The following is a 20918-nucleotide window of genomic DNA, read 5'->3' as shown; positions in this document are numbered from 1 at the left end:
TAAGGAAAAAACAGCCGTGAACGCCATCGCAATGACCATCAACGGTCGATCCGTCGGGACAGGGGCCACCTTCCCGGTGATCGACCCATCGACGGGCGAAGCCTTTGCCGAGGCCCCCGCCGCCAGCCCCGAACAGTTGGAGGAGGCGATGGCGACCGCGCAGGACGCCTTTGCTTCGTGGAGCCGCGACGAAGGGCTGCGCCGCAGGGCGTTGAAGGAAGCCGCCGGGCTGGTGATGGAGATTGCCGCCGAAATGGGACCGATATTGGCCCAAGAACAGGGCAAGCCGCTGGCGGACACGGGCATAGAATTCGAAGCGTCGGCGGAATGGCTGAACTATTATGCCGATCTCGAACTGCCGCGAGAGATCGTGCAGGACGATGCGGCGGCCTATGCGGAAATCGTCCGCAGGCCGCTGGGCGTGGTGGCGGGCATCACGCCGTGGAATTATCCCATCGCCCTTGCCTTCTGGAAGATCGCGCCCGCGCTGCGCGCCGGGAACACGCTGGTGCTGAAGCCGTCGCCCTATACGCCGCTTTCGACGCTGGCGGTCGGGCAGGCGCTGCAATCGATCCTGCCGCCCGGCGTGCTGAACGTCATTTCCGGCCCGGACCCGCTGGGCGCGGCGATGACCGCCCATGCCACGCCGCGCAAGCTGACCTTCACCGGGTCGACCGCGACCGGCAGGAAGGTGATGGTGTCGGGGGCCAACGACCTGAAGCGGGTGACGCTGGAACTGGGCGGCAACGATCCGGCGGTGATATTGGACGATGCCGACATATCCGCGATCGCGGACGAGCTGTTCTGGGGCGCCTTCGCCAATAATGGTCAGGTCTGCGTCGCCATCAAGCGCATCTATGTCCATGAAAGCCGCCATGACGAACTGGTCGAGGCGCTGGCGGAGCGCGCCCGTTCCGTGGCGGTTGGCGCCTGGAACGAGGAAGGCGCGCTGCTGGGGCCGCTCTGCAACCGGCCGCAGTTCGAGCGCGTGAAGGAACTGGTCGCCGAGGCCATCGGCATGGGAGCGCGGGTGGCGGCGGGCGGCGCGCCGATGGACCGGCCCGGCTTCTTCTTTCAGCCGACCATCCTTGCCGATCTGGACGAAAGAGCGCGCATCGTGAGCGAGGAGCAGTTCGGCCCGGCGCTGCCGATCCTGTCCTACAGCGATGTGGACGATGCGGTCGCCCGCGCCAATGCGGGTCCGTTCGGCCTGACCGCGTCGGTCTGGTCGTCCGACCCGATCCGCGCCGCCAATGTCGGGCTGGGGATCGAGGCGGGGCAGGTGCAGGTCAACGGCCATGCCATGGGCCTGCAGCCCCACCTGCCCTTCGGCGGGCTGAAGTCGAGCGGCATCGGCGTCGAGAACGGACCATGGGGCCTGCACGGCTTCACCGACATCCAGCTTCTCTACGCGCCGCCAAGGCGGGCGGCGGCCTGAGGAAAGCGGAACAACGAAACCACAAGCAACAAGTCGAGGATATGTCATGGGTGCATTGGAAGGACGGGTCGCCATCATCACCGGGGCCGGGCGCGGCATCGGGGCGGCGATAGCGCGGCGCTACGCGGCGGAGGGCGCGAAGGTCGTCATCAACGACCTGGGCGGCGACACGACGGGCGAAGGCAGCGACCTGGGACCGGCCGCCGCCGTCGCCAGCGACATCATCGCCGCCGGGGGGCAGGCCATTGCCGACGGCGGCGACATCGCCGACGTCGCGACCGGCGAACGGCTGGTCGGCCTGGCGATAGAGAAGTTCGGCGGGCTGGACATCGTCGTCAATGTGGCGGGCATATTGCGCGACCGGATGATCTTCAATCTGGACGAGAAGGATTGGGATGCGGTCATCCGCGTCCACCTGAAGGGACATTATTCGACCATCAAGCCTGCCGCCGCCTATTGGCGTTCGCTGCGCAATCCACAGGGCGATTTCCGGATCGTCAACTTCACCTCCGCTTCGGGCCTGCACGGGGCGCCCGGCCAGCCCAATTATGCCGCCGCCAAGATGGGCGTCGTCGGCCTGACCATGTCGCTGGCGAACGGCCTTGCCCGTTACGGCGTCACGGTCAACGCCATCGCGCCGGGCGCGACGACGCGCCTCACCGAAACCGCGCCCGAAGACAAGAATGTGGACGGCCCGGCGCGAGCAGACGACCCCTATACGCCCGACCGCGTCGCTCCCATCGCGGTGTTCCTGGGTTCGAAGGAATCGGGCTGGATGTCCGGGCGGACCATCGGCGCGGCGGGGGGCGAGCTGATGCTCTACAATGTGCCGGAGATGATCAAGACCCTGAACGGCATGGCCGATCTGGATGCAGCGACCTTCGCCGCCACGGTGGAAAGGGAGTTCCGCCCGCTCGCGGACGGGCTGGCGCCCAGCATCTATTTCGATTCGCAGATGTGAACCGGGCCATGACTGACGGAGATTCATGATGTCGATCGGGCCTATCCCCGAACCTACCCCGGAAACCGCGCCCTTCTGGCAGGGCGCGGCCGAAGGGGAGTTGCGCATCCAGCGCTGCGTCCGTTGCGGGAGCTTCTATTTCTATCCGCGTCCCTTCTGCCCGAAATGCAATTCAGACGAGGTCGAATGGAAGCCGGTGTCGGGGCGGGCGCGGCTGGCCTCCTACATCATCAACTATCGCCCTTCGCCGGAATTCGAGAGCAAGGATCCGCAGATCATCGCGCTGGTGACGCTGGAGGAAGGCCCGCGCCTCTGCACCAATATCGTCGGGGTCGAACCGGAGCCGGACAATCTGCCGCTGGGGATGGAATTGCAGGTCGCGTTCGAACCGCGCGGCGACCAGTTCCTGCCCGTCTTCAAGCCCGTCAGGATATGAGCATGCCCCTATCTTCCCCCAATGGCGGCAATATCGCCATCGTCGGCGCGTCGGAGACGGAACGCGTCGGCGTCGTTCCCGATATGTCGATGATCCAGTTGCACGCCGACGCCGCCCGGCGGGCGCTGAAGGATGCCGGGCTGACGCCCGCCGACGTGGACGGCATCGCCACGGCGGAGACGCAGGTCATCGAAGTCGCCGCCATGCTGGGCATCCGCCCGCGCTGGATGGACGGCACGACCATCGGCGGATGCAGCTTCATGGCCCATGTCCGCCACGCCGCCGCCGCGATCGCCACGGGTCAGGCGAGCGTCGTGCTGATCACCCATGGCGAATCCGGCCGGTCGTGGGTGGGCATGCCCAACTATTCGATGAACCCCAGGGGGCCGGACGGACAGTTCGAGCAGCCCTATGGCGCCATCGCCCCCTATTCCCTGTTCACCCTGCCCGCGCTGGCCTTCCTGGAGGCGCGGGGCATGGGGCAGCGCGACCTGGCCGAAGTGGTGGTGGCGCAGCGCGAATGGGCGATCCCCAACGAACGCGCCCAGCGCCGGACGCCGGTGACGGTCGAGGATGTCCTTGCGGGGCCGCGCGTCGCCTATCCCTTCACCCGCGACATGTGTTGCGTGGTGACCGATGGCGGCGGCGCGCTCGTCCTGGTCAGCGCGGAGCGGGCGCGCGACCTGCCGAGCGCGAAGCGCGCCGTCTATCTGATGGGGTCCGGGGAATCCTGCGAAAGCGTGCTGGTGTCGCAGATGGACGACCTCACCTCCTTCGGCTCCTTCCGCAGGGCCAGCGCGGAGGCGTTCGAAACGGCCGGCGTCACCCATGCCGACATCGACCATGCCATGTTCTACGACGCGTTCGCGCACCTGCCGCTCTACATGCTGGAGGATACGGGCTTCGTCGGTTTCGGCGAATCCGGCGCCTTCCATGCCGAAGGGCACACCCGGCCGGGCGGCCGCCTGCCGATCAACACAAATGGCGGCGGCATGTCCTACACCCATTCCGGCATGTACGGGATGTACGCCATCCAGGAAGCGGTGCGCCAGTTGCGCGGCGAAGCCGTGGTGCAGGTGCCCGACATGAAACTCAGCTTCGTCCAGGGGGTCGGCGGGCTTTTCTGGTCGGCAGCCTCCCTGATCCTGTCCAACCAGGCGCCCTAGGGAGGCAATGACGGTTTCGATCCATCAAAAGCGCTGCCAAGAAGGAGGCAAACTCCTCGACGGCCAATCAAGGAGAGAGAAAATGAACGGATTGGGGTATCAGCTATTATGTGGCGTCTGCGCCTTCGCATTTGCGCAACCCGCCCTGGCGCAGGATAGCGGTCCGGATCAGGCCGCGGCGGAGAAAAGCGCGTCGGGATCGGTCAGCACCAGCGACATCGTCGTGACCGCGCTCCGCCGGTCCGAAAGGTTGCAGGACGTGCCCGTGTCGGTGACGGCGCTGGGCAGCGCGGCGCTGTCGCAGCAGCGGCTTCAGCAGGTCAGCGATCTTGCCGGGTCGGTTCCCAATCTTCAGGCGTCGACCGTCGCCGGGGACGGGCTGCCGATCTTCTCGCTGCGCGGCGTTTCGATGTCGGACTTCAGCTTCAACCAGCAGGGTCCGGTCGCGACCTATTTCGACGAAGTCTACAAGGGCAGCTTTCCCCTGCTGGGATTGGGCATGTTCGACCTGGAACGGGTCGAAGTGCTGCGGGGACCGCAGGGAACCCTATATGGAAAGAATACGACCGGCGGCGCCATCAATTTCATCAGCAAGAGGCCGGGGCATGATTCCGAAGCCTATCTGAAACTGGGCTACGGCAATTACAACCGATACGACGCCGACGGAGCGGTGCAGGCGGGTCTGGGCGACACGCTGGCGGCGCGCATCGCCTTCACATTCTCCCGCGCCGACGGCTGGTTCAAGAATCTGATGCCGGGCAGACCCGACGGCAGCGCCGTGCGCCAATATGGCATCCGGGCGTCCCTGCTGTTCGAACCGAACGACAAGCTGGACTTCATCCTGCGGCTGACGACCAGCCTGCAAAATCCGATCGAATATGGCGTCCTGGGCGAGCCGGTCGGGTCTCTGGGCATAGGGAACGGGGTCTATGAGATGTTCGGCGCGTCCAGCTATTTCAGGACCGGCCTTGGACGGCGGGAGATGGAGGCGGACAATATCGGCCGCCATCGCCACCGCACCTATGGCGCGTCCCTGACCGGAAACTGGCATGTCGCGGACGCGCTGACCGTCACGTCGGTGACGTCCTACGACTATGGCCGCCTGCGCGTCATCGACGAGGCGGACGGCACGCCGCTGCGGGTGCTGGAGGCCGACCTGAAAGGACGGGGCAAGCAGTTTTCGCAGGATCTTCGCCTGTCTTCGGACTTCGACGGACCGTTCAACTTCATCTTCGGCGCCTATTATAATATCGAGAAATTGTGGAACGAGACGTCGGCGGGATTCTACAGCGACATCGACGTGAACGGCGACGGCGCGCTCACCTGGGAAGATTGCGTCGACAGCGGCTTCGCGGTCTCCTGCATCTACCGCAACAATTATAAGCAGGTCAGGAAAAGCGCCGCCGTCTATACCGACATGAATTACAAGCTGTCGGACCGCCTCATCCTGCGCGGCGGCATCCGCTATACGCAGGATCGGGGCAAGGTCGTCGGCTACCGCGCGCAGATAGAGGGGCCGGACGGCGTTCCCATCGTCAACACCATCCCAGGCGACGATCCGTTCGATTTCGATGCGTCGACCAGCGCCCGTTTCAAGAAAGGCACGGTCACCGGCAAGGTCGGCGTCGATTTCAAGACCGCCGACAACGACCTGATCTATGCCAGCTTCAGCCGCGGCTATCGCGCCAACGCCTTCAACGCGCAGGCCTATTTTTCCCCGGCCGAATTGAACGTGGCGGAACCGGAAACCGTCAACGCCTATGAACTGGGTTTCAAGAGCCAGTTCCTGGACCGCGCCGTGACCTTCAACGGGGCGGCATTCTATTATGATTATCGCGACCAGCAGGCGATCAGCGTCAATTCGGTCACCCATATCCAGACGCTGATCAATATTCCCAAGTCCCGCATCCTGGGCGCGGAATTCGAACTGACGGTGCGCCCGGTCCAGGCGCTTCGGATCAATGTCGGGGTCGGCATATTGGACACGAAGATCAAGGAAGGATCGCTCAATGGCACGTCCCTGCGGGGGAACCAGTTGCCCAACGCGCCGAAGCTCAGCGCATCGGCGGGTTTCGATTGGGATATAGTGGAGACCGGCGGCGGAAAGCTGAGCTGGGGCGTGAACGGCAGTTTCACGTCCAAGCAATATTTCGACCTGTTCAATACGGAACGCACCGCGCAGAAGGGATATGCGCTGGTCAACAGCCAGCTCAGCTATCGATTTGCCGACGATCGCTACGGCGTCAGCCTGTGGGGCAAGAATATCTTCAACAAATATTATGCGCGTTATTCGCTAGACCTGTCCGGCAACGGGTTCGATTATACCCATCTCGCCGACCCGCGCACCTACGGGATCAGCTTCGACGCGAAATTCTAAAGCAGATTCGGACCCGACTGCTCTACCTTTTTATCCCTTCCTGCGCAGGCAGGCGCCCAGTTCAGACGGCGAACCCGGGTTCCTGCTTGCGGCCCAATTCGGGAGCGTGCCGCGTCCATCAGGCGCGGCACGCTCCCTTTGCCGGACGAGATGGGCAGAACGTCCGGCAATGGCATCCCCGCATCCCTGCCGATCCCTTTCGCAGGCGGCGGCGCCCGCCGGGAAAATGCTTTACGGGCGGGAAACGGACGGCAGCAGCGTATATTTGGTGGTCAGATATTCATCGATCCCTTCAGCGCCGCCCTCGCGCCCCAGGCCCGACATCTTCACCCCGCCAAAGGGTGCGGCGGCATTGGAAAGGACGCCGACATTCCATCCCATCATGCCGGTCTGGAGTTCATTGATCAGCCGCTGCCCCCGCTCGATGCTGGCGGTGAAGGCATAGCCGACCAGGCCATATTCGGTGTCGTTCGCAATGGCGATGGCTTCGTCGTCCGTGTCGAAAGAGACGATCGGCAGGACGGGGCCGAAAATCTCCTCCCGCAGGATTCGGCTGTCCCTTGCGACATCGGTGAGCACCGTGGGTTCGAAGAAGGTGCCCGCGCCGCCCCGCCGCTTGCCGCCCGTGACGAGGGTCGCGCCGCGGGACAAGGCATCCTGGACCAGCTCGTCCACCCCCGCGACCGCCGCCTCGTCGATCAGAGGGCCGATCGCGACGTCCGGATCGAAGCCTGAGCCGAGCTTGAACTGCGCCACCTTCTCCGCCACCCGCCGGCTGAATTCCTGGGCCACGCTTGCATGAACGATGAACCTGTTGGCCGCCGTGCAGGCCTGGCCGATATTCCTGAACTTCGCGACGAGCGCGCCTTCCACGGCGCGGGAGAGATCGGCATCGTCGAAGACCAGGAAGGGCGCGTTTCCGCCCAGTTCCATGGAGGATCGCAGGATGTTGGCGGAGGCCTTCTCCAGCAGCACCCGCCCCACTTGCGTCGACCCGGTGAAGCTGATCTTGCGCAAGCGGCTGTCCGCGATGATCGGTCCGGTGGCGCCGCCCGAATTCGTCGTGGGAATGACGTTGACGACGCCCGCCGGCAGGCCCGCCTCTTCAAGCAATTTCACGAGATACAGGGTGGTGAGCGGCGTCAGCGCGGCGGGCTTGATCACGACGGTGCATCCGGCGGCCAGCGCGGGCGCGATCTTGCGCGTCGCCATGGCGAGGGGAAAGTTCCAGGGCGTGATGAGCAGCGCCGGGCCAAGCGCATGGCGCGAGACGATCATGTCCCCGGTGCCCTCCGGCGACGAGCCGAAGCGTCCGGATATGCGAACCGCCTCCTCACCGAACCAGCGGAGGAATTCCGCGCCATAGCTCACCTCGGCATGGGATTCCCGCAGCGGCTTTCCCATTTCGAGCGTGATGATGCGGGCGATCCGTTCCCTGTCGCGCATGACGAGGTCGAACGTCCGGCGCAGCAACTCGGCGCGTTCGCGCGGCGGCGTGCGCGACCATGACGGAAAGGCGCGGTCGGCGGCGTCGAGCGCATCCATGGCGTCCGACGGCGTCGCATTCGCCAGCCGGGCGACGACATCCCCGGTCGCCGGATCGTGGACGCTAAATTGCTGCCCGTCGGCCGCCGCGCGCCAGGCGCCGTCGATGAAAAGTCCCGTGGGGACGGACGAAACCATGTCGGCCGCCTCCGTCAGAGCCTGCTGCTGCATGGTCGCGGCCATCATGCGCTTTCTCCCTCCCGCTCCAGCAGGGGGCCAAGGCCCATAGCCTGGCGAAGGAAGCGCGCCGCATGGTCCAGTTCGCCCCGCGCCGGAGCGATGACCCCGCCCAGCGTCAGGAAGCCGTGCATCTGGTCAGGCAGGTGTCGATGCTCGCTGCCCCGCACCTCGCGCTTCAGCCGCCCGGCCAGCGCGATCGTGTCGTCGCGCAACGGATCGTGGCCGACCGACAGGATGAGCGTGGGCGGCAGGGCGCCGAAATCCGGATGACGCGCCGGCGATGCGCGCCAGTCGCCCGCCAGCGCCACATCGTCCAGATAAAGGTCGCGGAACCAGCGAAGCGTCGAGGATGTAAGCGGATAGCCGCTGCTGAATTCGTCCATCGACGCGGTTCTGCGGCCCATGTCGCCCGCGGGATAGAAGAGGGCCAGCGCGGACGGCGTCGCTTCGTCCCTCAGCGCGAGCGCCGCGACCAATGCCAGCGTCGCGCCCGCGCTGTCGCCCGCAACGGCCAGCCCCGCCGTTTCGATGCTCAGCCCGGCCACCGCCTCAGGCACATGGCGCAGCGCGGCGACGGCGTCCTCCACCGCCGCGGGAAAGGGATGTTCGGGCGCCAGCCGGTAGTCGACCGCGACCAGGATCGCGCCCGCCTGCCTGGCCAGCAGCCGGCAGGTGGAATCATGGGTGTCCAGATCCCCCATGACCCAGCCGCCGCCATGCAGGTAGACGATCAGCGGGCGCGGCCCGATCGCCCCCTCCGGCTCGTATATCCGCGTCCGCAGCGGATTGCCGCCCGCCCCGATCGTCAGATCCCTGGCGCGGACATCGCGTTCCGGTTCGAAGCCTGCGCGCAGCGACGTGGCGCGATAGCCTTCCCGCGCCTGTTGCGCCGTGCCCTGTTCGAGCGGAGGCAGGGCCGCCGCGCGATATTGATCGACGACGCCCTGCGCCCCCGGTTCCAGGGGGACGCGAAGTTCGATTGCCTCTGTCATTGTCCAACCACTTTCTGCACGACGCCGCCATCGACCAGGAATTCGGCGCCGGTGACATAGGATGCTTCATCCGAAGCGAGGAACGCGACGACCTGGGCCACTTCGTCCATGCCCCCCGGCCGTCCCAGCGGGATAAGCGACGTGTCGACCTTCAATCCCGCGGTCATGGGCGTGCTGATCATGCCGGGCAGCACCGCGTTCACCCGGACGCCCGCCGCCGCGAAGTCGAGGGCGGCCGCCTTGGTGAGGCCGATGACCCCGAATTTGGAGGCGACATAGCCGTAACGTTCGCGATTGCCCCTGACGCCGTTGATCGAGGAGATGTTGATCACCGATCCCCCGCCGGCCGCCGCCATGCGCGGAATGCAGGCGCGCATGCCGTAGAAGACGCCGCCCAGATTGACGGCGATCTGCCTTTCCCATTGGTCGTCGGACGTGGTTTCCAGCGCGCCACCCCCGCCCACGCCCGCATTGTTCACCAATATGTCGATCCTGCCGAACCGTTCGACGCATCGGTCAACCGCCGCCCCCCAGCTTTCGCCGCAGGACACGTCCAGGCGGAGATAGTCGGCGGCATCGGCGCCCATCTCCTCGGCCAGCAGCCGGCCCTCCTCGTCGATCACGTCGGTGACCAGAACCCTGGCGCCCTCGGCGACGAAGCGGCGGACATAGGCCGCGCCCAGGCCCCGGGCGGCGCCCGTGATCAGCGCGGTCTTCCCCGTCAGGCGGCTCATTCCGCCGCCTGCGTCGTCAGCTCGCCCAAGGGGGTGAAGCGATAATCGCCCTCGGCCGGCCCGCGCGTCATGTTCCAGAACTCCAGCAGTTCGAACGGCCAGACGGCGGAAACGCGGCCGGTCTTGTTCCTGTACCAGCTCGTGACGCCTTCCGCGCCCCATGCCCGCGCCCGGTTGGCGCGGTCGATCTTCCCCACGAAGGCATCGGTCGCGGCGTCGGTAGGCTCCATGTCCTTCAGCCGCTTCACGACCAGGGTGCGGATGCACTCCAATATATATTCGATGCTGCATTCGACTATGAAGATCGCGCTGCCGTTCGCCGCCACGGCCGAATTGGGACCGCCGCAGATGAAGAAATTGGGGAAGCCCGGCACCGTCATGGTGGCATAGGCCCGCGGATCGCCGTCCCAATATTCGTGCACCTCCACGCCGTCGCGCCCGCGCACCTCCATGTCGGCCAGGAACTCGTCCGCGCGGAAGCCGGTGGCATAGGCGATGACGTCCACCTCATGCAGCACGCCGTCCGCCGTGACGACGCCTTCGGGCACGATCCGCTCTATTCCTTCGGTCACCAGGTCGACGTGCGGCTTGCGCAGCGTGGCCGACCATTGGCCATTGTCGCGCAACAGGCGCTTGGCCCCCGCCGGATAGGTGGGAATGACCTTGTCGATCAGGTCCGGCCTGTCGGCGAGCTGGCGGCGGAATTCGGCCTCCAGTTCCTGGCGGAAGGCATGGTTGATGGCGCCGATGGAACCCTCTTCGTTCCAGCCTTCATCGGCGGTGACGGTGGGCATCCGGCCTTCCGTCGCCAGCCAGAACTGCCAGAAGCGATACCAGCGCGCATAGCCCGGAATGTGCCGGAACAGCCACATCAGTTCCGGGCTGATGTCGTCCAGATAGTCGGCCGTGGGCAACAGCCAGGGCGCGCTGCGCTGGAACACCTCCAGCTTGCCGACCTCGTCGGCGATCGCCGGCGCGATCTGATAGGCGCTGGCGCCGGTCCCGATGATCGCCACCCGCTTGCCCTTCAGGCTTACGTCATGGTTCCAACGGGCGGAATGCATGCTTGCGCCCGCGAAGCTGTCCATGCCCTCGATATTGGGCAGCTTGGGCGAGTTGAGCTGGCCGGTGCCGCTGATGACGACATTGGCGCGGTGGACCCTGACCTCCCCGTCGGTGATGGCCGTCACCTCCCACTCGCCCGCTTCCTCGTCATAGATCACCGATCGGACGAGGGTATTGAAGACGATGCGGTCGCGCACGCCATAGTCATGCGCCACTTTCAGGACATAGTCCTGGATCTCCGACTGGCGCGAGAATTTCTGCGGCCAGTCGGTCTTCTGCGCGAAGCTGAAGCTATAGGCATAGTTCGACGTGTCGAGACGGCAGCCCGGATAGGTGTTTTCCCACCATGTCCCGCCGATCTCTGGATTCTTTTCCAGCACGACATGCTCCACCCCGGCCTGCTTGAGGCGATAGGCGGCGACGACGCCGGTGATGCCCGCGCCGATGATCAGCACCTTGAACGGCCGGTCGGGATCGAGTTCGGACAGGGTCCACTGGGGCGCGCCCACGTCATGGTCGGCCACCTCATGGATCAGAAGATCCCGGTAATCGTCGAAATCGCGGGTGATGAGGAAGCTGACGATCGCCCGCAGCTCCGCATCGTCGGTGTGGCCGGGCGTCTGGATCTCGCCGTCGCGATACCGCCTGATCGCGTCGAAGGCGAGCCGCCTCGCTTCCTTCTGCTGTGCTTCGTCAAGGCCGCCCTGCGGCATCGGGATGAAGGATTTGCGCGTATGCGGCGGCTTGAGCGATGGGGGAACCAGCGACGTGTCGCCCGTCAGCTTCGCCAGCGCGGCCAGCAGGGCGGGCAGTTCCGCCTTCTCCAATATACGCTCCAGTTCGGCATCGTCGATGTCGATCGGAAGATAGGTGTCGAACGCATCTGCATGGTCGATGGGGTTGGCGGACATGGTCTTTCCTCTCTGGCCGCGAACCTGCGGCATATGCGTGGCGGCGCGTGAACCGGGCCGTGAACTAGGCATCGAACATGATGACCTGGCGAAGCTGGTCGCCCGATGCCAGGGCGTCGAAGGCGGCGTTGATGTCCTCCAGCCCGATGCGGCGCGAAATCAGCCGCTCGACCGGCAGCCGGCCTTCGCGCCACAGCCTTTCCAGGAACGGAATGTCACGCCGGGGAACCGACGAACCAAGATAGCTGCCGACGATGCGGCGCGCCTCGGCGGTCACCTGCAAGGGCGATATCTGCGCCATGGCGCCGGGCGCGGGCAGGCCGACCGTCACGGTCGTGCCGCCGGGCGCGGTGATGGCGAAGGCGGTTTCGAACGCCTTGGGATGGCCGGCGCATTCCATGACGATGTCGGCCCTGATCCCCCGGTCGACGGCGTCCTGCGGCGACAGCGCCTCATCGGCGCCCAGCGAACGGGCTAGGGCGAGCTTGTCCGGAAGCGCGTCGATCGCGACGATCCGGCGCGGACGCAGCGCCTTCGCGGTGATGAGCGCGGCCATGCCGACGCCGCCCAGGCCGATGACCGCCACCACGTCCGCCTCGGTAGGCCGCGCCTCGTTGAGGAGCGCGCCGCCGCCGGTGAGCACGGCGCAGCCCAGCAGCGCCGCCACGTCCGGCGGAACGTCGTCGCCCACCGGCACGGCGGAACTGCGATGCGCGACCAGGTGATCCGCGAAGGCGGAGACCCCCAGATGGTGGAGGACGGGGTGGCCGCATTCGCTGAGGTGCACGTCGCCGTCGAGCAGCGTCCCCGCCCCGTTGGCGGCGGTGCCGCGGGTGCAGGGAATGCGCCCTTCTGTCCGGCATGCGTCGCAGGCGCCGCAGCGGGGCATGAAGGTGAGGACGACGCGCTGTCCCAGGGCGAGGTCGTCGACATCCGGCCCCAGGGCGACGACGCGCCCGCTGGATTCATGTCCCAGCAGCATGGGCAGCGGGCGCCTGCGGTTTCCGTTGATGACGGACAGGTCCGAATGGCAGAGGCTGGCCGCCTCGACCTTGACCAATATCTCGCCAGGGCCGGGCGGCGTCAGGTCCAGCGTGCCGATCCGGATCGGCCGGCTGTCGGCATAGGGCCGCGGCGCGTCCGACGTTTCCAGGATCGCGCCCCGGATCGTCATCGACCCGTCGCTCCGTCCATCCATGGCGGGGGATGCTGCGCTCATGCGATCAGACCCCGGCCATGGAGCCGCCGTCCACGACAAGGGCGGTTCCGGTGATCCAGGACGCGTCGTCGGACGCCAGGAAACTGGCCGCGCCGGCAATGTCCTCCGGCGTGCCCAGCCGACCGAGCGGATGACGCCGGGCGAGATCCTCCCGCGTGAACGTCTCGCCATGATGCGCCAGCACCGCATCCACCATCGGCGTGTCGATCACGCCCGGGCAGATGCAGTTCACCCGGACTCCCGATGCCGCGAAATCGAGCGCCATGCACTTCGTCATTCCGACGACCGCGCTCTTGGAACTGTTGTAGGCGACCGCGCCCGGCGTGCCCTTCAGCCCCGCGACGGAGGCGATGTTGATGATCGATCCCCTGGTCTGCCGGAGATGGGGCACGCAATGCCGGGCGATCAGATAGGCGCTGGTCGTGTTCACTTCCAGCACCCGCGTCCACCGCGCTTCGTCGATGTCGAGCACGGTGCCGCCCGCCCACATGCCCGCCGCATGCACGACCACGTCCAGCCGCCCGGTCCATCCGACGATGGAGGCGACGGCGAATTCGATCGAGGCGGCGTCGCCGACGTCCAGGGTGGCCGCCCGCGCCCTGCCCTGTCCGCCAATCGCCTCGGCGACCTGGCCGGCGGCCCGCGCATCGATGTCGGTGACGAGGACGGACGCGCCCTGCTCCGCGAAGCGCCTGGCAATGGCTTTTCCGACGCCCCCAGCGGCGCCGGTTACGAGAACGGATTTATCCTGCATCGAACCCTCGAAGACCCTTGGCTGAAAACGGACGGCACGCGGTCGCCGACCGCGTGCCGGAAATGGCGGCGGGGAAACGGGCGCGCCCGTCTCCCGCCTTGGTCGGAGCGGCCTTGCAAGCCTGCACGCCTGTTCCGCTCCGCATGGCCTAGAAGCGCCAGTTCATCTGGATGCCGTAGGTCGCGGGCTGCCCCGCCAGCCTGCGGACGACGTCATAGAGCTTGGCGACGTTGGTCCAGTAATAGCTGTTGGTCACGTTGCGGCCGAAGACGCTGACCTGCCAATTGCCGTCGCTGCCGCCGAAGCCGGCGCGCAGGTCGAGCACGCCATAATCCTTCATGTAGAGCAGCGGTTCGTTGCCGAAGCCCGCATTGGTCTTGGTCCGGTAGCTGTAGTTGACGCCCAGATTGGCATCCAGCCGCGATGAAATCGGAAAGCGGTATGCGCCGTCCAGATTGACCTGCCATTTGGGCGTATAGGGAAAATCATTCCCCTTGAAGTTCTGGCGCGTGCCGATGATCGTGTAGTTGATGAAGTCGGACGTGACCTTCGAGTCCAGATACGTCGCCGCGGCGGTCAGCGACAGGCCGTTGGTCGGATAGACCGTGACCTGCCCCTCAAAGCCGCGAACGCGGGACTTGGGCACGTTGACCAGCGCGATCAGCGGCCCCATCAGCGTGATGATGCGCCCCTGAAGCTGCTTGTCCGAATAGTCATAGTTGAAGGCCGCGCCGGTCACGTCGACCAGCCGCCCGAAAAGCGACGCCTTGAACCCCGCCTCCAGCGCGACCACGCTTTCCTGCTTCACCGGAACATATTGGTCGACGCTGGTGCCCGAAAGGACGGGCACGCTGCCCGCCTTGTAGCCCCGGCTGGCATTCGCATAGAGCAGGACGCGCTCGGCCGGCTTCACGTCGACGCCCACCCGCCAGGACAGGCTGTCCTCGTTGAACGTCCCTTCGATATGGCTGGCATAGTTGAGATTGGCGTCCAGCGTCGAGCAACCGTCCATCGGAATGACGGGTATCGGCCCCAGCCCGGCCGCGGCGCGGATATTGTTGAACAGCCGTGTCAGCCCGACCGCCGAATTCTGGTTGGCCGGAAGCCCGCACCCCTCATAGTCCAGGTCCGCCTTGGTATAGCGGGCGCCGGCGTGCAGCGTGACCAGGCGGCCGATGTCATAGTCGACATTGCCGAACGCGGCATAGGTGTTGAAGTCCTGATAGCCGTAGGGCGCGGCGGCGACGTCGTTGGTCAGGGGCGTGAAAAAGCTGTTCTGGGTGGAATAGTAGGTCGCCCAGATCGCATTCTCCCGCGTCTTGTCATGCGCATAGTTGACGCCCAGTATGACGGTCGCTGGCCCGAAATTGCCGGTCAGCCGCTCCTCGGTCGAAAAGGACGAGATGCGGCCGCGAATGCTCTGGTCGCCGTTCGTCAGCGACGTTCCGTCCAGGTCGATCCGCTGGTCCATGCTCATATGCGCGTAGGAATTGAGCGAGACCAGCGTGATGTCGTCGGTCAGTTCGTAATCCCCGCGCAGCACCGCCTGGTAGAAGCTGTTGTCCTTGCGGTAGGGCGTGTTGGCGTTCCAGTCGGCGGCGCGCGGCGTCTGGGGCGCGCGCGGATAGTTGGTGACGAGCGGAATGGTGCCGGCAAATGCGCCGAACAAGGGAACCACGGCGAGGAGCTGGCCCGCCTGCATATCCCCATCGTCGATGAAACCGTTGAGATTGAGCGAGAGCCTGAGGCGGTCGGACGCCTGCCAGTCCAGAAGGAACCGGCCCTGGAGCATGCGCTGGCGGCCCAGGCTGTCGTTGCGGGTATAGCTTTGCTGCCAGCCGTCGCCCCGCACCCCGCGAACCGCCAGGCGGGCGTTGAGGCCCGGCGCGAGCGGGCCGGTGACATAGCCCTGCGCGTCCAGCGTGTTGAAGCGCGCAAAACTCGCCATCACGCCCGCGCCCAGATCATCCCTGGGCTTCGCGGCGATATAGTTGATCGCGCCGCCCGTGGCGTTCTGGCCGAACAGGGTTCCCTGCGGCCCCTTGAGCACCTCCACCCGCTCCAGGTCGAAGGCGGCGCCGGTCGTCATCACGGAAAAGGGCAGCGGCGCCTCGTCGACATAGACGCTGACGGTCGGGCGCGCACCCACCGCCGTGTCGTAGAAGCCCACGCCGCGCAGCGAATAGACCGGCACGCCGCTGCCGCTCTGCACGAAATTGAGGCCGGGCGTGACCTTCGCCAGATCCTGGACATCGTTGATCCCCCGCGCCGCAAGCTGCTCCCCGGTCAGCGCCGTCACCGACATCGGCACGGTGCTGAGGCTCTGGGCGCGCTTCTGCGCCGTCACGACGATGTCGCTGACGCTGTTCAGGCCATTGCCCTGGTCGGCGGGGGCCGCCTGGCCATGGGCGGCATGGGGCAGAATAGCCGCCCCAGCCAGATAAAGCGCCGTCTTGAGCATTTTCATCATCAATCCCCCTCCTGGGCCCATTCGACCGATGGGTTGCCTTGAAATCACAGGCTTGAACGGCACGGCCCGTCGACCGCCGCCGGGCGACACGGCCCGGCAGGGAGCGACGGGGTTCCCGCTGACTGCCTTTCACGAAGCGACGCAACCGGACTCGATCCACTCCGGCATCCCGACTCGTTGCGTTATGTGTATCTACACATTCTACAATGTCAATCATGTTCCGCCGCACTCCTGCCAAGGCGCGGAAAAGCCCTGGGCAGGCCGAATCGGCGATGCGCAGCGTTGCGGCCACCAGAACCGCCCCGCCGCCGCCAGACATATCGATTCCTCGCAAGGCACTGTTTTCAGCCAATTTTAAATCCTGCCGTCCGCGCTTGAACAACGATGTTTTCATTGGTAACACTGTTACCGGATTGGGCAGACGACGAAGGAGCTTAGGAATGCGCACGCGGATCACGGAACTGTTCGGGATCGAACATCCGATCATACAGGGCGGGATGCACTATGTCGGCTTCGCCTCCCTCGCCGCCGCGGTTTCCAATGCGGGCGGCCTGGGCCTGATCACCGGCCTGACCCAGCGCACCCCTGAACTGCTGGGGCAGGAAATCGCGAAGGCACGGGAACTGACCGACAAGCCGTTCGGCGTGAACCTGACCTTCCTGCCGACCTTCAACGCGCCGCCCTATGCCGAATATATCCAGGTCATCGCCGAAAACGGCATCCGGATCGTGGAAACGGCGGGGCGCAGCCCGGAAGAATATATGCCGCTGTTCAAGCAGGCCGGCATCAAGGTCATCCACAAATGCACCTCCGTGCGCCACGCCCTGAAGGCCGAACGGATCGGCTGCGACGCGGTCAGCGTCGACGGCTTCGAATGCGGCGGCCATCCGGGCGAAGACGACATTCCCAACATGATCCTGCTGCCGCTGGCGGCGGAGGCGCTTTCCGTGCCGTTCGTCGCGTCGGGCGGCATGGCCGACGGCCGCAGCCTGGTGGCGGCGCTGGCGCTGGGCGCCGACGGCGTCAACATGGGAACCCGTTTCGTCGCGACCCAGGACGCGCCGGTCCATGAAAATGTGAAACGGGCGCTGGTCGAGGCGACGGAACTCGATACGCGGCTGGTGATGCGGCCGCTGCGCAATACCGAACGCGTGCTCAACAATCCCGGCGTGGAGAAGATCCGCCAGATCGAACGGGAAAAGGGCGACGCGATCAAGATCGACGATATTTTCGAGCAGGTCGCGGGCGTCTATCCCAAGGTAATGGTTGAAGGCGAGGTCGATGTCGGTGCATGGAGTTGCGGGCTGGTCGTCGGATTGATCCGGGACGTGCCGACCGTGAAGGAACTTGTCGACCGCATCATGAACGAAGCCGAGCAGATCATCACCGACCGGCTGGGCCGCTCCCTGGGCGCAACGGTCCAGAACGCGCTCGAAACGGCATAGGCGCATGCCGTCCGGCACGGCCCGATGGGAAGGTGGCGTCGACCTGCAACAGGTCCGCGCCACCTATCGGGACGAGACGCGGTCCGCCATCCTTGCCGCCGCCGCGCGCATTTTGAGCGAGGAAGGGCCAGCCGCGCTGACGGTCCGGCGCGTCGCGGAGGTCGTCAACGCCTCGACCAAGATGATCTATACCTGCTTTTCGGGCAAGGCGGGGCTGCTGGACGCGCTGTATATCCACAGTTTCGACGGCTTGGGCCGCGAATTCGGAAAATGCCTGGCAGAACCTGCGCCGGTCGCCCGATTGCGGGCGATATGCAAGGCCTATCGCGCCTATGCGCTGGCGGAACCGGCATTCTACAATGTCATGTTCGGCGACCTCGGCCGGGCCTATGAAGCGCCGCTGGAAAGCCGGCGGCGCGCCTGGTCGACATTCCGCGCCATGCGGGAGGCGGTCGCGGCCTGCCTTCCGGAAGATCGGCGGGACGAAGCCCGGCAACTCTCCCAGATGCTCTGGGCGACGCTGCACGGCGTCGTCAGTCTGGAACTCAGGGGCCTGCTCGGCGAAAAGACGGATGCCGGCGATCTGTATGACAGGACGAGCGAACTCTTCCTCCAGGGAAGCGGCCTGATCCCCTCCTGACCGGCGTCAGCAACCGCGTCAGGCGGCCGCCTTGTCGTCCATGCGCGAGGCCACGAAGTCGCGCGGCCCCAGGACCCGCCCGTCTCTGGCCTTCAGCTCGATCCTGGCCAGCGGTTCGCCATTCTGGCGGTCGACCATCGCATATCGGGCCTCGTCCGGCTTGAAGCATGTGCTTTCGCCCCACTGCCACAGCGCCATGAGAACGACGTACAACCCCTCTCCCTTTGCGGTGAGGACATAGCGGTGGCCAACGCCGTTGTCCGCGTCCGGCTCGATCCGGAAGATGTCATGTTCGACCAGCTTCTTCAGCCGCGCGGACAATATGTTCTTGGCCAGCCCGATCGCCTTCTGGAACTCGCCGAAGCGCTCCCTTCCCTTGAAGGCTTCGCGCACGATCAGCAACGACCACCAGTCGCCGACCACTTCAAGGGAACGGGCAATGCCGCAATCGGCGTTGCCGAGATTGGTCCGCTTTCCCTTCATCGCCATCTCCAACATCACAGGAAGGTTTTGAAGTTAAACCAACTCCGCCGATTTGTCGAGCGTTCCTCCCCGCGACGCCGCCGGGGAGACATCGGCGGGGAAGGCCCTGGTCGTCGCCGCCTTCCCGAACCGCAGGGGACGGCGTCAATCGATCTTCACGACGAGCTTGCCGAAATTCCGTCCCTCCAACAGGCCCATGAACGCCGCCGGAGCGTTGTCCAGTCCTTCGACAATGTCTTCGCGGAACCGGATCTTCCCTTCGGAAATCCACTGGCTGACCTCGTCCAGGAACTTCGGGCGCTGGTCCCAGAATTCGCCGACGATGAAACCCCGCATCATGACGCTGCGCGACAGGATGATCCGCATCGCGGCGGGCAGATGATCGACCTGTTCGCCGGACGATCCGTTATACTGGGCGATCAGGCCGCAGACCGGCACCCTGGCGAAATTGTTGAGCAGCGGCAGCACGGCCTGCCAGACGGCGCCGCCGACCAGTTCGAAATTGATGTCGATGCCGTCCGGGCACGCCGCGGCCAGATCGTCGGCGAAGGTCGGGGACCGATGGTCGACCACCGCATCGAAGCCCAGTTCCTGCTTGGCATAGGCGCATTTTTCCGCGCCGCCCGCGATTCCGACGGCCCTGGCGCCATAGAGCCTGGCGATCTGGCCGACCAGCGATCCGACCGGGCCGGTCGCCGCCGCGACGACGACCGTTTCGCCGGGCTGGGGTTTGCCCAGGGTCAGCAGCCCCGAATAAGCGGTAAGACCGGGCATGCCGAGCACGCCCACGGCGGTGGTGATCGGCTTGAAGCGGTCGTCCAGCTTCACAAGGCCAGTGCCGTCCGAAATGGCGTGCGTCTGCCATCCCAGCCGTCCGGCCACGCGTTCCCCGACCGAAAAGCCCGGATGGCGGGATTCCAGCACGGTCCCGATGATCTCGCCTTCCATCACCCCGCCGACCGGCGTCGGCGCGGCATAGGATTTCCGGTCGTCCATGCGGCCGCGCATATAGGGGTCGAGCGACAGATAATTCGCCCCGACCAGGAACTGTCCGTCCCCGATGGGCGGCAGGGGCGCGTCCTCTGCCCTGAAATTGGCGGGCGTCACCGCGCCCTGCGGACGTTCGGCAAGGACGATCCGATGGGTGGTCACCATGGCATATTTCCTTTTTCTTCTGTTCGGTCCGCGCGCCGTTGCGAATGGATCGGCGTTCCGAACGCGATTGCGTGGCGGCATGGGCCTGCGCTGCGCTCGGCCCGGTTCCGCTCTGCCGGCCGCGAGGACGCGGCCGGTTCGAATGCGGGTCAGGCCGCCTGGACGTCCCATATGTCGATGGCGATGGCGATCCGGTCGAGGATCGGGCGGTTGTCCGCGTCGGCGGCATAGACGCGCCGCTTCGTCGGGAAGATGAGGCCGTCGAACGCCTTGTGATCGGTCGCATAGTTGGCGCTGGTCGTGCCGCCCATGATCTCCACGCTGTAGTCGTGGCGCCGCAGCAGGCCCGATTGATCGAAATAGAAGGTCTGCTGGGTGGAATGGCTGGGCACGCCTTCGGGGAATGTCACCTTCAGGCGACGCCAGGTTTCGCCATTCTCGTCCCAGGGTTCGACCTCTTCCGACGTGAAGCCGGGCAGCCTGAACAGGAACGGCGTGGTCAGATAGGTCCACATCGCATAGCCGGTGAAATAGACGAGATGCTGTTCGTCCCACGGCGTCGGAATGCTGTGCCCTTCGAAGAAGGAGCGCGGATTTTCCCGCTTATCGATCAGTTCGCCGCTGTCGGCGACGATGGCGGTGCTGTCCGGCTCCCAGACGCAATGCTGCCCTTCCTTGAGGAAGGGCGTGAATTCGGTGTGCGGCTTCCGCGTGGAGATCGAGCAATGCATGTCCGCATAGGCGCCGGGCCACTGCTTCACATGCCAGACCGTGCCCTCCGCATGGAAATGGGCTTTCAGTTCATTGATCTGCTCCCAGCGGTCCCAACCGCCATGCGCCGCGATCGCCAGGTCCAACAATTCGCTCACACCTATTCTCCATCGCTCCCCGGCCAATGCCGGATAGGTTTAACTTTGCAACCATGCAGCCCATAGGCCCTTATGGTT

Annotated in this window: 17 protein-coding genes; 7 read left to right on the top strand and 10 right to left on the bottom strand. The window is 65.6% G+C overall.

The window, feature by feature from the left end; genetic code table 11:
* Nucleotides 1-16: 16 nt before the first annotated feature.
* The 5 genes from SPHS8_RS18450 to SPHS8_RS18430 all read left to right on the top strand — a co-directional run bounded on the left by SPHS8_RS18450 (nucleotide 17) and on the right by SPHS8_RS18430 (nucleotide 6378).
* Nucleotides 17-1438, top strand: a complete 1422-nt coding sequence (locus SPHS8_RS18450; protein ID WP_129965602.1) for an aldehyde dehydrogenase family protein — start codon at nucleotides 17-19, stop codon at nucleotides 1436-1438.
* 46 nt (nucleotides 1439-1484) lie between these two features.
* A complete protein-coding gene (locus SPHS8_RS18445) occupies nucleotides 1485-2399 on the top strand; it encodes an SDR family NAD(P)-dependent oxidoreductase (RefSeq protein ID WP_129965603.1) in 915 nt (304 codons plus the stop codon).
* A gap of 25 nt (nucleotides 2400-2424) precedes the next feature.
* A complete protein-coding gene (locus SPHS8_RS18440; RefSeq protein ID WP_020820208.1) occupies nucleotides 2425-2835 on the top strand; it encodes a Zn-ribbon domain-containing OB-fold protein in 411 nt (136 codons plus the stop codon).
* A 2-nt stretch (nucleotides 2836-2837) separates the two neighbouring features.
* Nucleotides 2838-4001, top strand: coding sequence for a thiolase C-terminal domain-containing protein (locus SPHS8_RS18435; RefSeq protein WP_007687812.1), 1164 nt, complete (start codon nucleotides 2838-2840; stop codon nucleotides 3999-4001).
* An 82-nt stretch (nucleotides 4002-4083) separates the two neighbouring features.
* Nucleotides 4084-6378, top strand: a complete 2295-nt coding sequence (locus SPHS8_RS18430; protein WP_129965604.1) for a TonB-dependent receptor — start codon at nucleotides 4084-4086, stop codon at nucleotides 6376-6378.
* A 231-nt stretch (nucleotides 6379-6609) separates the two neighbouring features.
* Here SPHS8_RS18430 and SPHS8_RS18425 read toward each other — a convergent pair whose 3' ends face one another.
* The 7 genes from SPHS8_RS18425 to SPHS8_RS18395 all read right to left on the bottom strand — a co-directional run bounded on the left by SPHS8_RS18425 (nucleotide 6610) and on the right by SPHS8_RS18395 (nucleotide 16248).
* Nucleotides 6610-8109: an NAD-dependent succinate-semialdehyde dehydrogenase gene (locus tag SPHS8_RS18425; protein WP_179443504.1), complete on the bottom strand. Its 1500-nt coding sequence runs from the start codon at nucleotides 8107-8109 to the stop codon at nucleotides 6610-6612.
* Complete coding sequence (locus SPHS8_RS18420) at nucleotides 8106-9095, bottom strand: alpha/beta hydrolase fold domain-containing protein (protein ID WP_007682303.1); 990 nt, start codon at nucleotides 9093-9095, stop codon at nucleotides 8106-8108. The genes SPHS8_RS18425 and SPHS8_RS18420 overlap by 4 nt, the downstream gene beginning before the upstream one ends.
* On the bottom strand, nucleotides 9092-9829 hold the full coding sequence (locus tag SPHS8_RS18415) for an SDR family NAD(P)-dependent oxidoreductase (RefSeq protein WP_007682301.1): 738 nt from the start codon (nucleotides 9827-9829) through the stop codon (nucleotides 9092-9094). Before SPHS8_RS18415 ends, SPHS8_RS18420 begins: the two co-directional genes overlap by 4 nt.
* Complete coding sequence (locus tag SPHS8_RS18410) at nucleotides 9826-11805, bottom strand: flavin-containing monooxygenase (protein WP_007682299.1); 1980 nt, start codon at nucleotides 11803-11805, stop codon at nucleotides 9826-9828. Before SPHS8_RS18410 ends, SPHS8_RS18415 begins: the two co-directional genes overlap by 4 nt.
* Before the next feature lie 64 nt (nucleotides 11806-11869).
* On the bottom strand, nucleotides 11870-13003 hold the full coding sequence (locus SPHS8_RS18405; RefSeq protein WP_084191196.1) for an alcohol dehydrogenase catalytic domain-containing protein: 1134 nt from the start codon (nucleotides 13001-13003) through the stop codon (nucleotides 11870-11872).
* Between the two features lie 25 nt (nucleotides 13004-13028).
* Nucleotides 13029-13778, bottom strand: a complete 750-nt coding sequence (locus SPHS8_RS18400) for an SDR family NAD(P)-dependent oxidoreductase (protein WP_007682295.1) — start codon at nucleotides 13776-13778, stop codon at nucleotides 13029-13031.
* A 148-nt stretch (nucleotides 13779-13926) separates the two neighbouring features.
* Nucleotides 13927-16248, bottom strand: a complete 2322-nt coding sequence (locus tag SPHS8_RS18395) for a TonB-dependent receptor (RefSeq protein ID WP_073507142.1) — start codon at nucleotides 16246-16248, stop codon at nucleotides 13927-13929.
* A 440-nt stretch (nucleotides 16249-16688) separates the two neighbouring features.
* Here SPHS8_RS18395 and SPHS8_RS18390 point away from each other — a divergent pair, with 440 nt between their 5' ends.
* Both SPHS8_RS18390 and SPHS8_RS18385 read left to right on the top strand, forming a co-directional pair.
* Nucleotides 16689-17693 carry an NAD(P)H-dependent flavin oxidoreductase gene (locus tag SPHS8_RS18390; RefSeq protein WP_007684909.1) on the top strand — a complete coding sequence of 335 codons (1005 nt, stop codon included), beginning with the start codon at nucleotides 16689-16691 and terminating at the stop codon, nucleotides 17691-17693.
* 4 nt (nucleotides 17694-17697) lie between these two features.
* Nucleotides 17698-18333 carry a TetR-like C-terminal domain-containing protein gene (locus tag SPHS8_RS18385; RefSeq protein WP_007684910.1) on the top strand — a complete coding sequence of 212 codons (636 nt, stop codon included), beginning with the start codon at nucleotides 17698-17700 and terminating at the stop codon, nucleotides 18331-18333.
* 18 nt (nucleotides 18334-18351) lie between these two features.
* On the opposite strand, the gene SPHS8_RS18380 is transcribed toward SPHS8_RS18385, so the two are convergent.
* The 3 genes from SPHS8_RS18380 to SPHS8_RS18370 form a co-directional block, all read right to left on the bottom strand.
* Nucleotides 18352-18816: a winged helix-turn-helix transcriptional regulator gene (locus SPHS8_RS18380; RefSeq protein ID WP_025161107.1), complete on the bottom strand. Its 465-nt coding sequence runs from the start codon at nucleotides 18814-18816 to the stop codon at nucleotides 18352-18354.
* Between the two features lie 144 nt (nucleotides 18817-18960).
* Entirely contained in the window at nucleotides 18961-19971 is a 1011-nt protein-coding gene (locus SPHS8_RS18375) for an NADP-dependent oxidoreductase (protein WP_007684912.1), read from the bottom strand.
* Nucleotides 19972-20120: 149 nt separating this feature from the next.
* Nucleotides 20121-20840 carry a hypothetical protein gene (locus SPHS8_RS18370; RefSeq protein ID WP_007684913.1) on the bottom strand — a complete coding sequence of 240 codons (720 nt, stop codon included), beginning with the start codon at nucleotides 20838-20840 and terminating at the stop codon, nucleotides 20121-20123.
* Nucleotides 20841-20918 lie beyond the last annotated feature (78 nt).

The organism is Sphingobium sp. S6, from assembly GCF_905120495.1.
Classification (GTDB): Bacteria; Pseudomonadota; Alphaproteobacteria; order Sphingomonadales; family Sphingomonadaceae; genus Sphingobium; species Sphingobium agri.
The sequence above is the reverse complement of the archived record's forward strand: the minus strand, read 5'-3'. Positions and strand labels throughout refer to the sequence as shown.

Excerpts from the sequence above, each read along its gene's own strand:
- SPHS8_RS18445 (WP_129965603.1), top strand. The coding sequence starts at position 1,485 with ATGGGTGCATTGGAAGGACGGGTCGCCATCATCACCGGGGCCGGGCGC.
- SPHS8_RS18440 (WP_020820208.1), top strand. The coding sequence starts at position 2,425 with ATGATGTCGATCGGGCCTATCCCCGAACCTACCCCGGAAACCGCGCCC.
- SPHS8_RS18435 (WP_007687812.1), top strand. The coding sequence starts at position 2,838 with ATGCCCCTATCTTCCCCCAATGGCGGCAATATCGCCATCGTCGGCGCG.
- SPHS8_RS18430 (WP_129965604.1), top strand. The coding sequence starts at position 4,084 with ATGAACGGATTGGGGTATCAGCTATTATGTGGCGTCTGCGCCTTCGCA.
- SPHS8_RS18425 (WP_179443504.1), bottom strand. The coding sequence starts at position 8,109 with ATGATGGCCGCGACCATGCAGCAGCAGGCTCTGACGGAGGCGGCCGAC.
- SPHS8_RS18420 (WP_007682303.1), bottom strand. The coding sequence starts at position 9,095 with ATGACAGAGGCAATCGAACTTCGCGTCCCCCTGGAACCGGGGGCGCAG.
- SPHS8_RS18415 (WP_007682301.1), bottom strand. The coding sequence starts at position 9,829 with ATGAGCCGCCTGACGGGGAAGACCGCGCTGATCACGGGCGCCGCCCGG.
- SPHS8_RS18410 (WP_007682299.1), bottom strand. The coding sequence starts at position 11,805 with ATGTCCGCCAACCCCATCGACCATGCAGATGCGTTCGACACCTATCTT.
- SPHS8_RS18405 (WP_084191196.1), bottom strand. The coding sequence starts at position 13,003 with ATGGATGGACGGAGCGACGGGTCGATGACGATCCGGGGCGCGATCCTG.
- SPHS8_RS18400 (WP_007682295.1), bottom strand. The coding sequence starts at position 13,778 with ATGCAGGATAAATCCGTTCTCGTAACCGGCGCCGCTGGGGGCGTCGGA.
- SPHS8_RS18395 (WP_073507142.1), bottom strand. The coding sequence starts at position 16,248 with ATGATGAAAATGCTCAAGACGGCGCTTTATCTGGCTGGGGCGGCTATT.
- SPHS8_RS18390 (WP_007684909.1), top strand. The coding sequence starts at position 16,689 with ATGCGCACGCGGATCACGGAACTGTTCGGGATCGAACATCCGATCATA.
- SPHS8_RS18385 (WP_007684910.1), top strand. The coding sequence starts at position 17,698 with ATGCCGTCCGGCACGGCCCGATGGGAAGGTGGCGTCGACCTGCAACAG.
- SPHS8_RS18380 (WP_025161107.1), bottom strand. The coding sequence starts at position 18,816 with ATGAAGGGAAAGCGGACCAATCTCGGCAACGCCGATTGCGGCATTGCC.
- SPHS8_RS18375 (WP_007684912.1), bottom strand. The coding sequence starts at position 19,971 with ATGGTGACCACCCATCGGATCGTCCTTGCCGAACGTCCGCAGGGCGCG.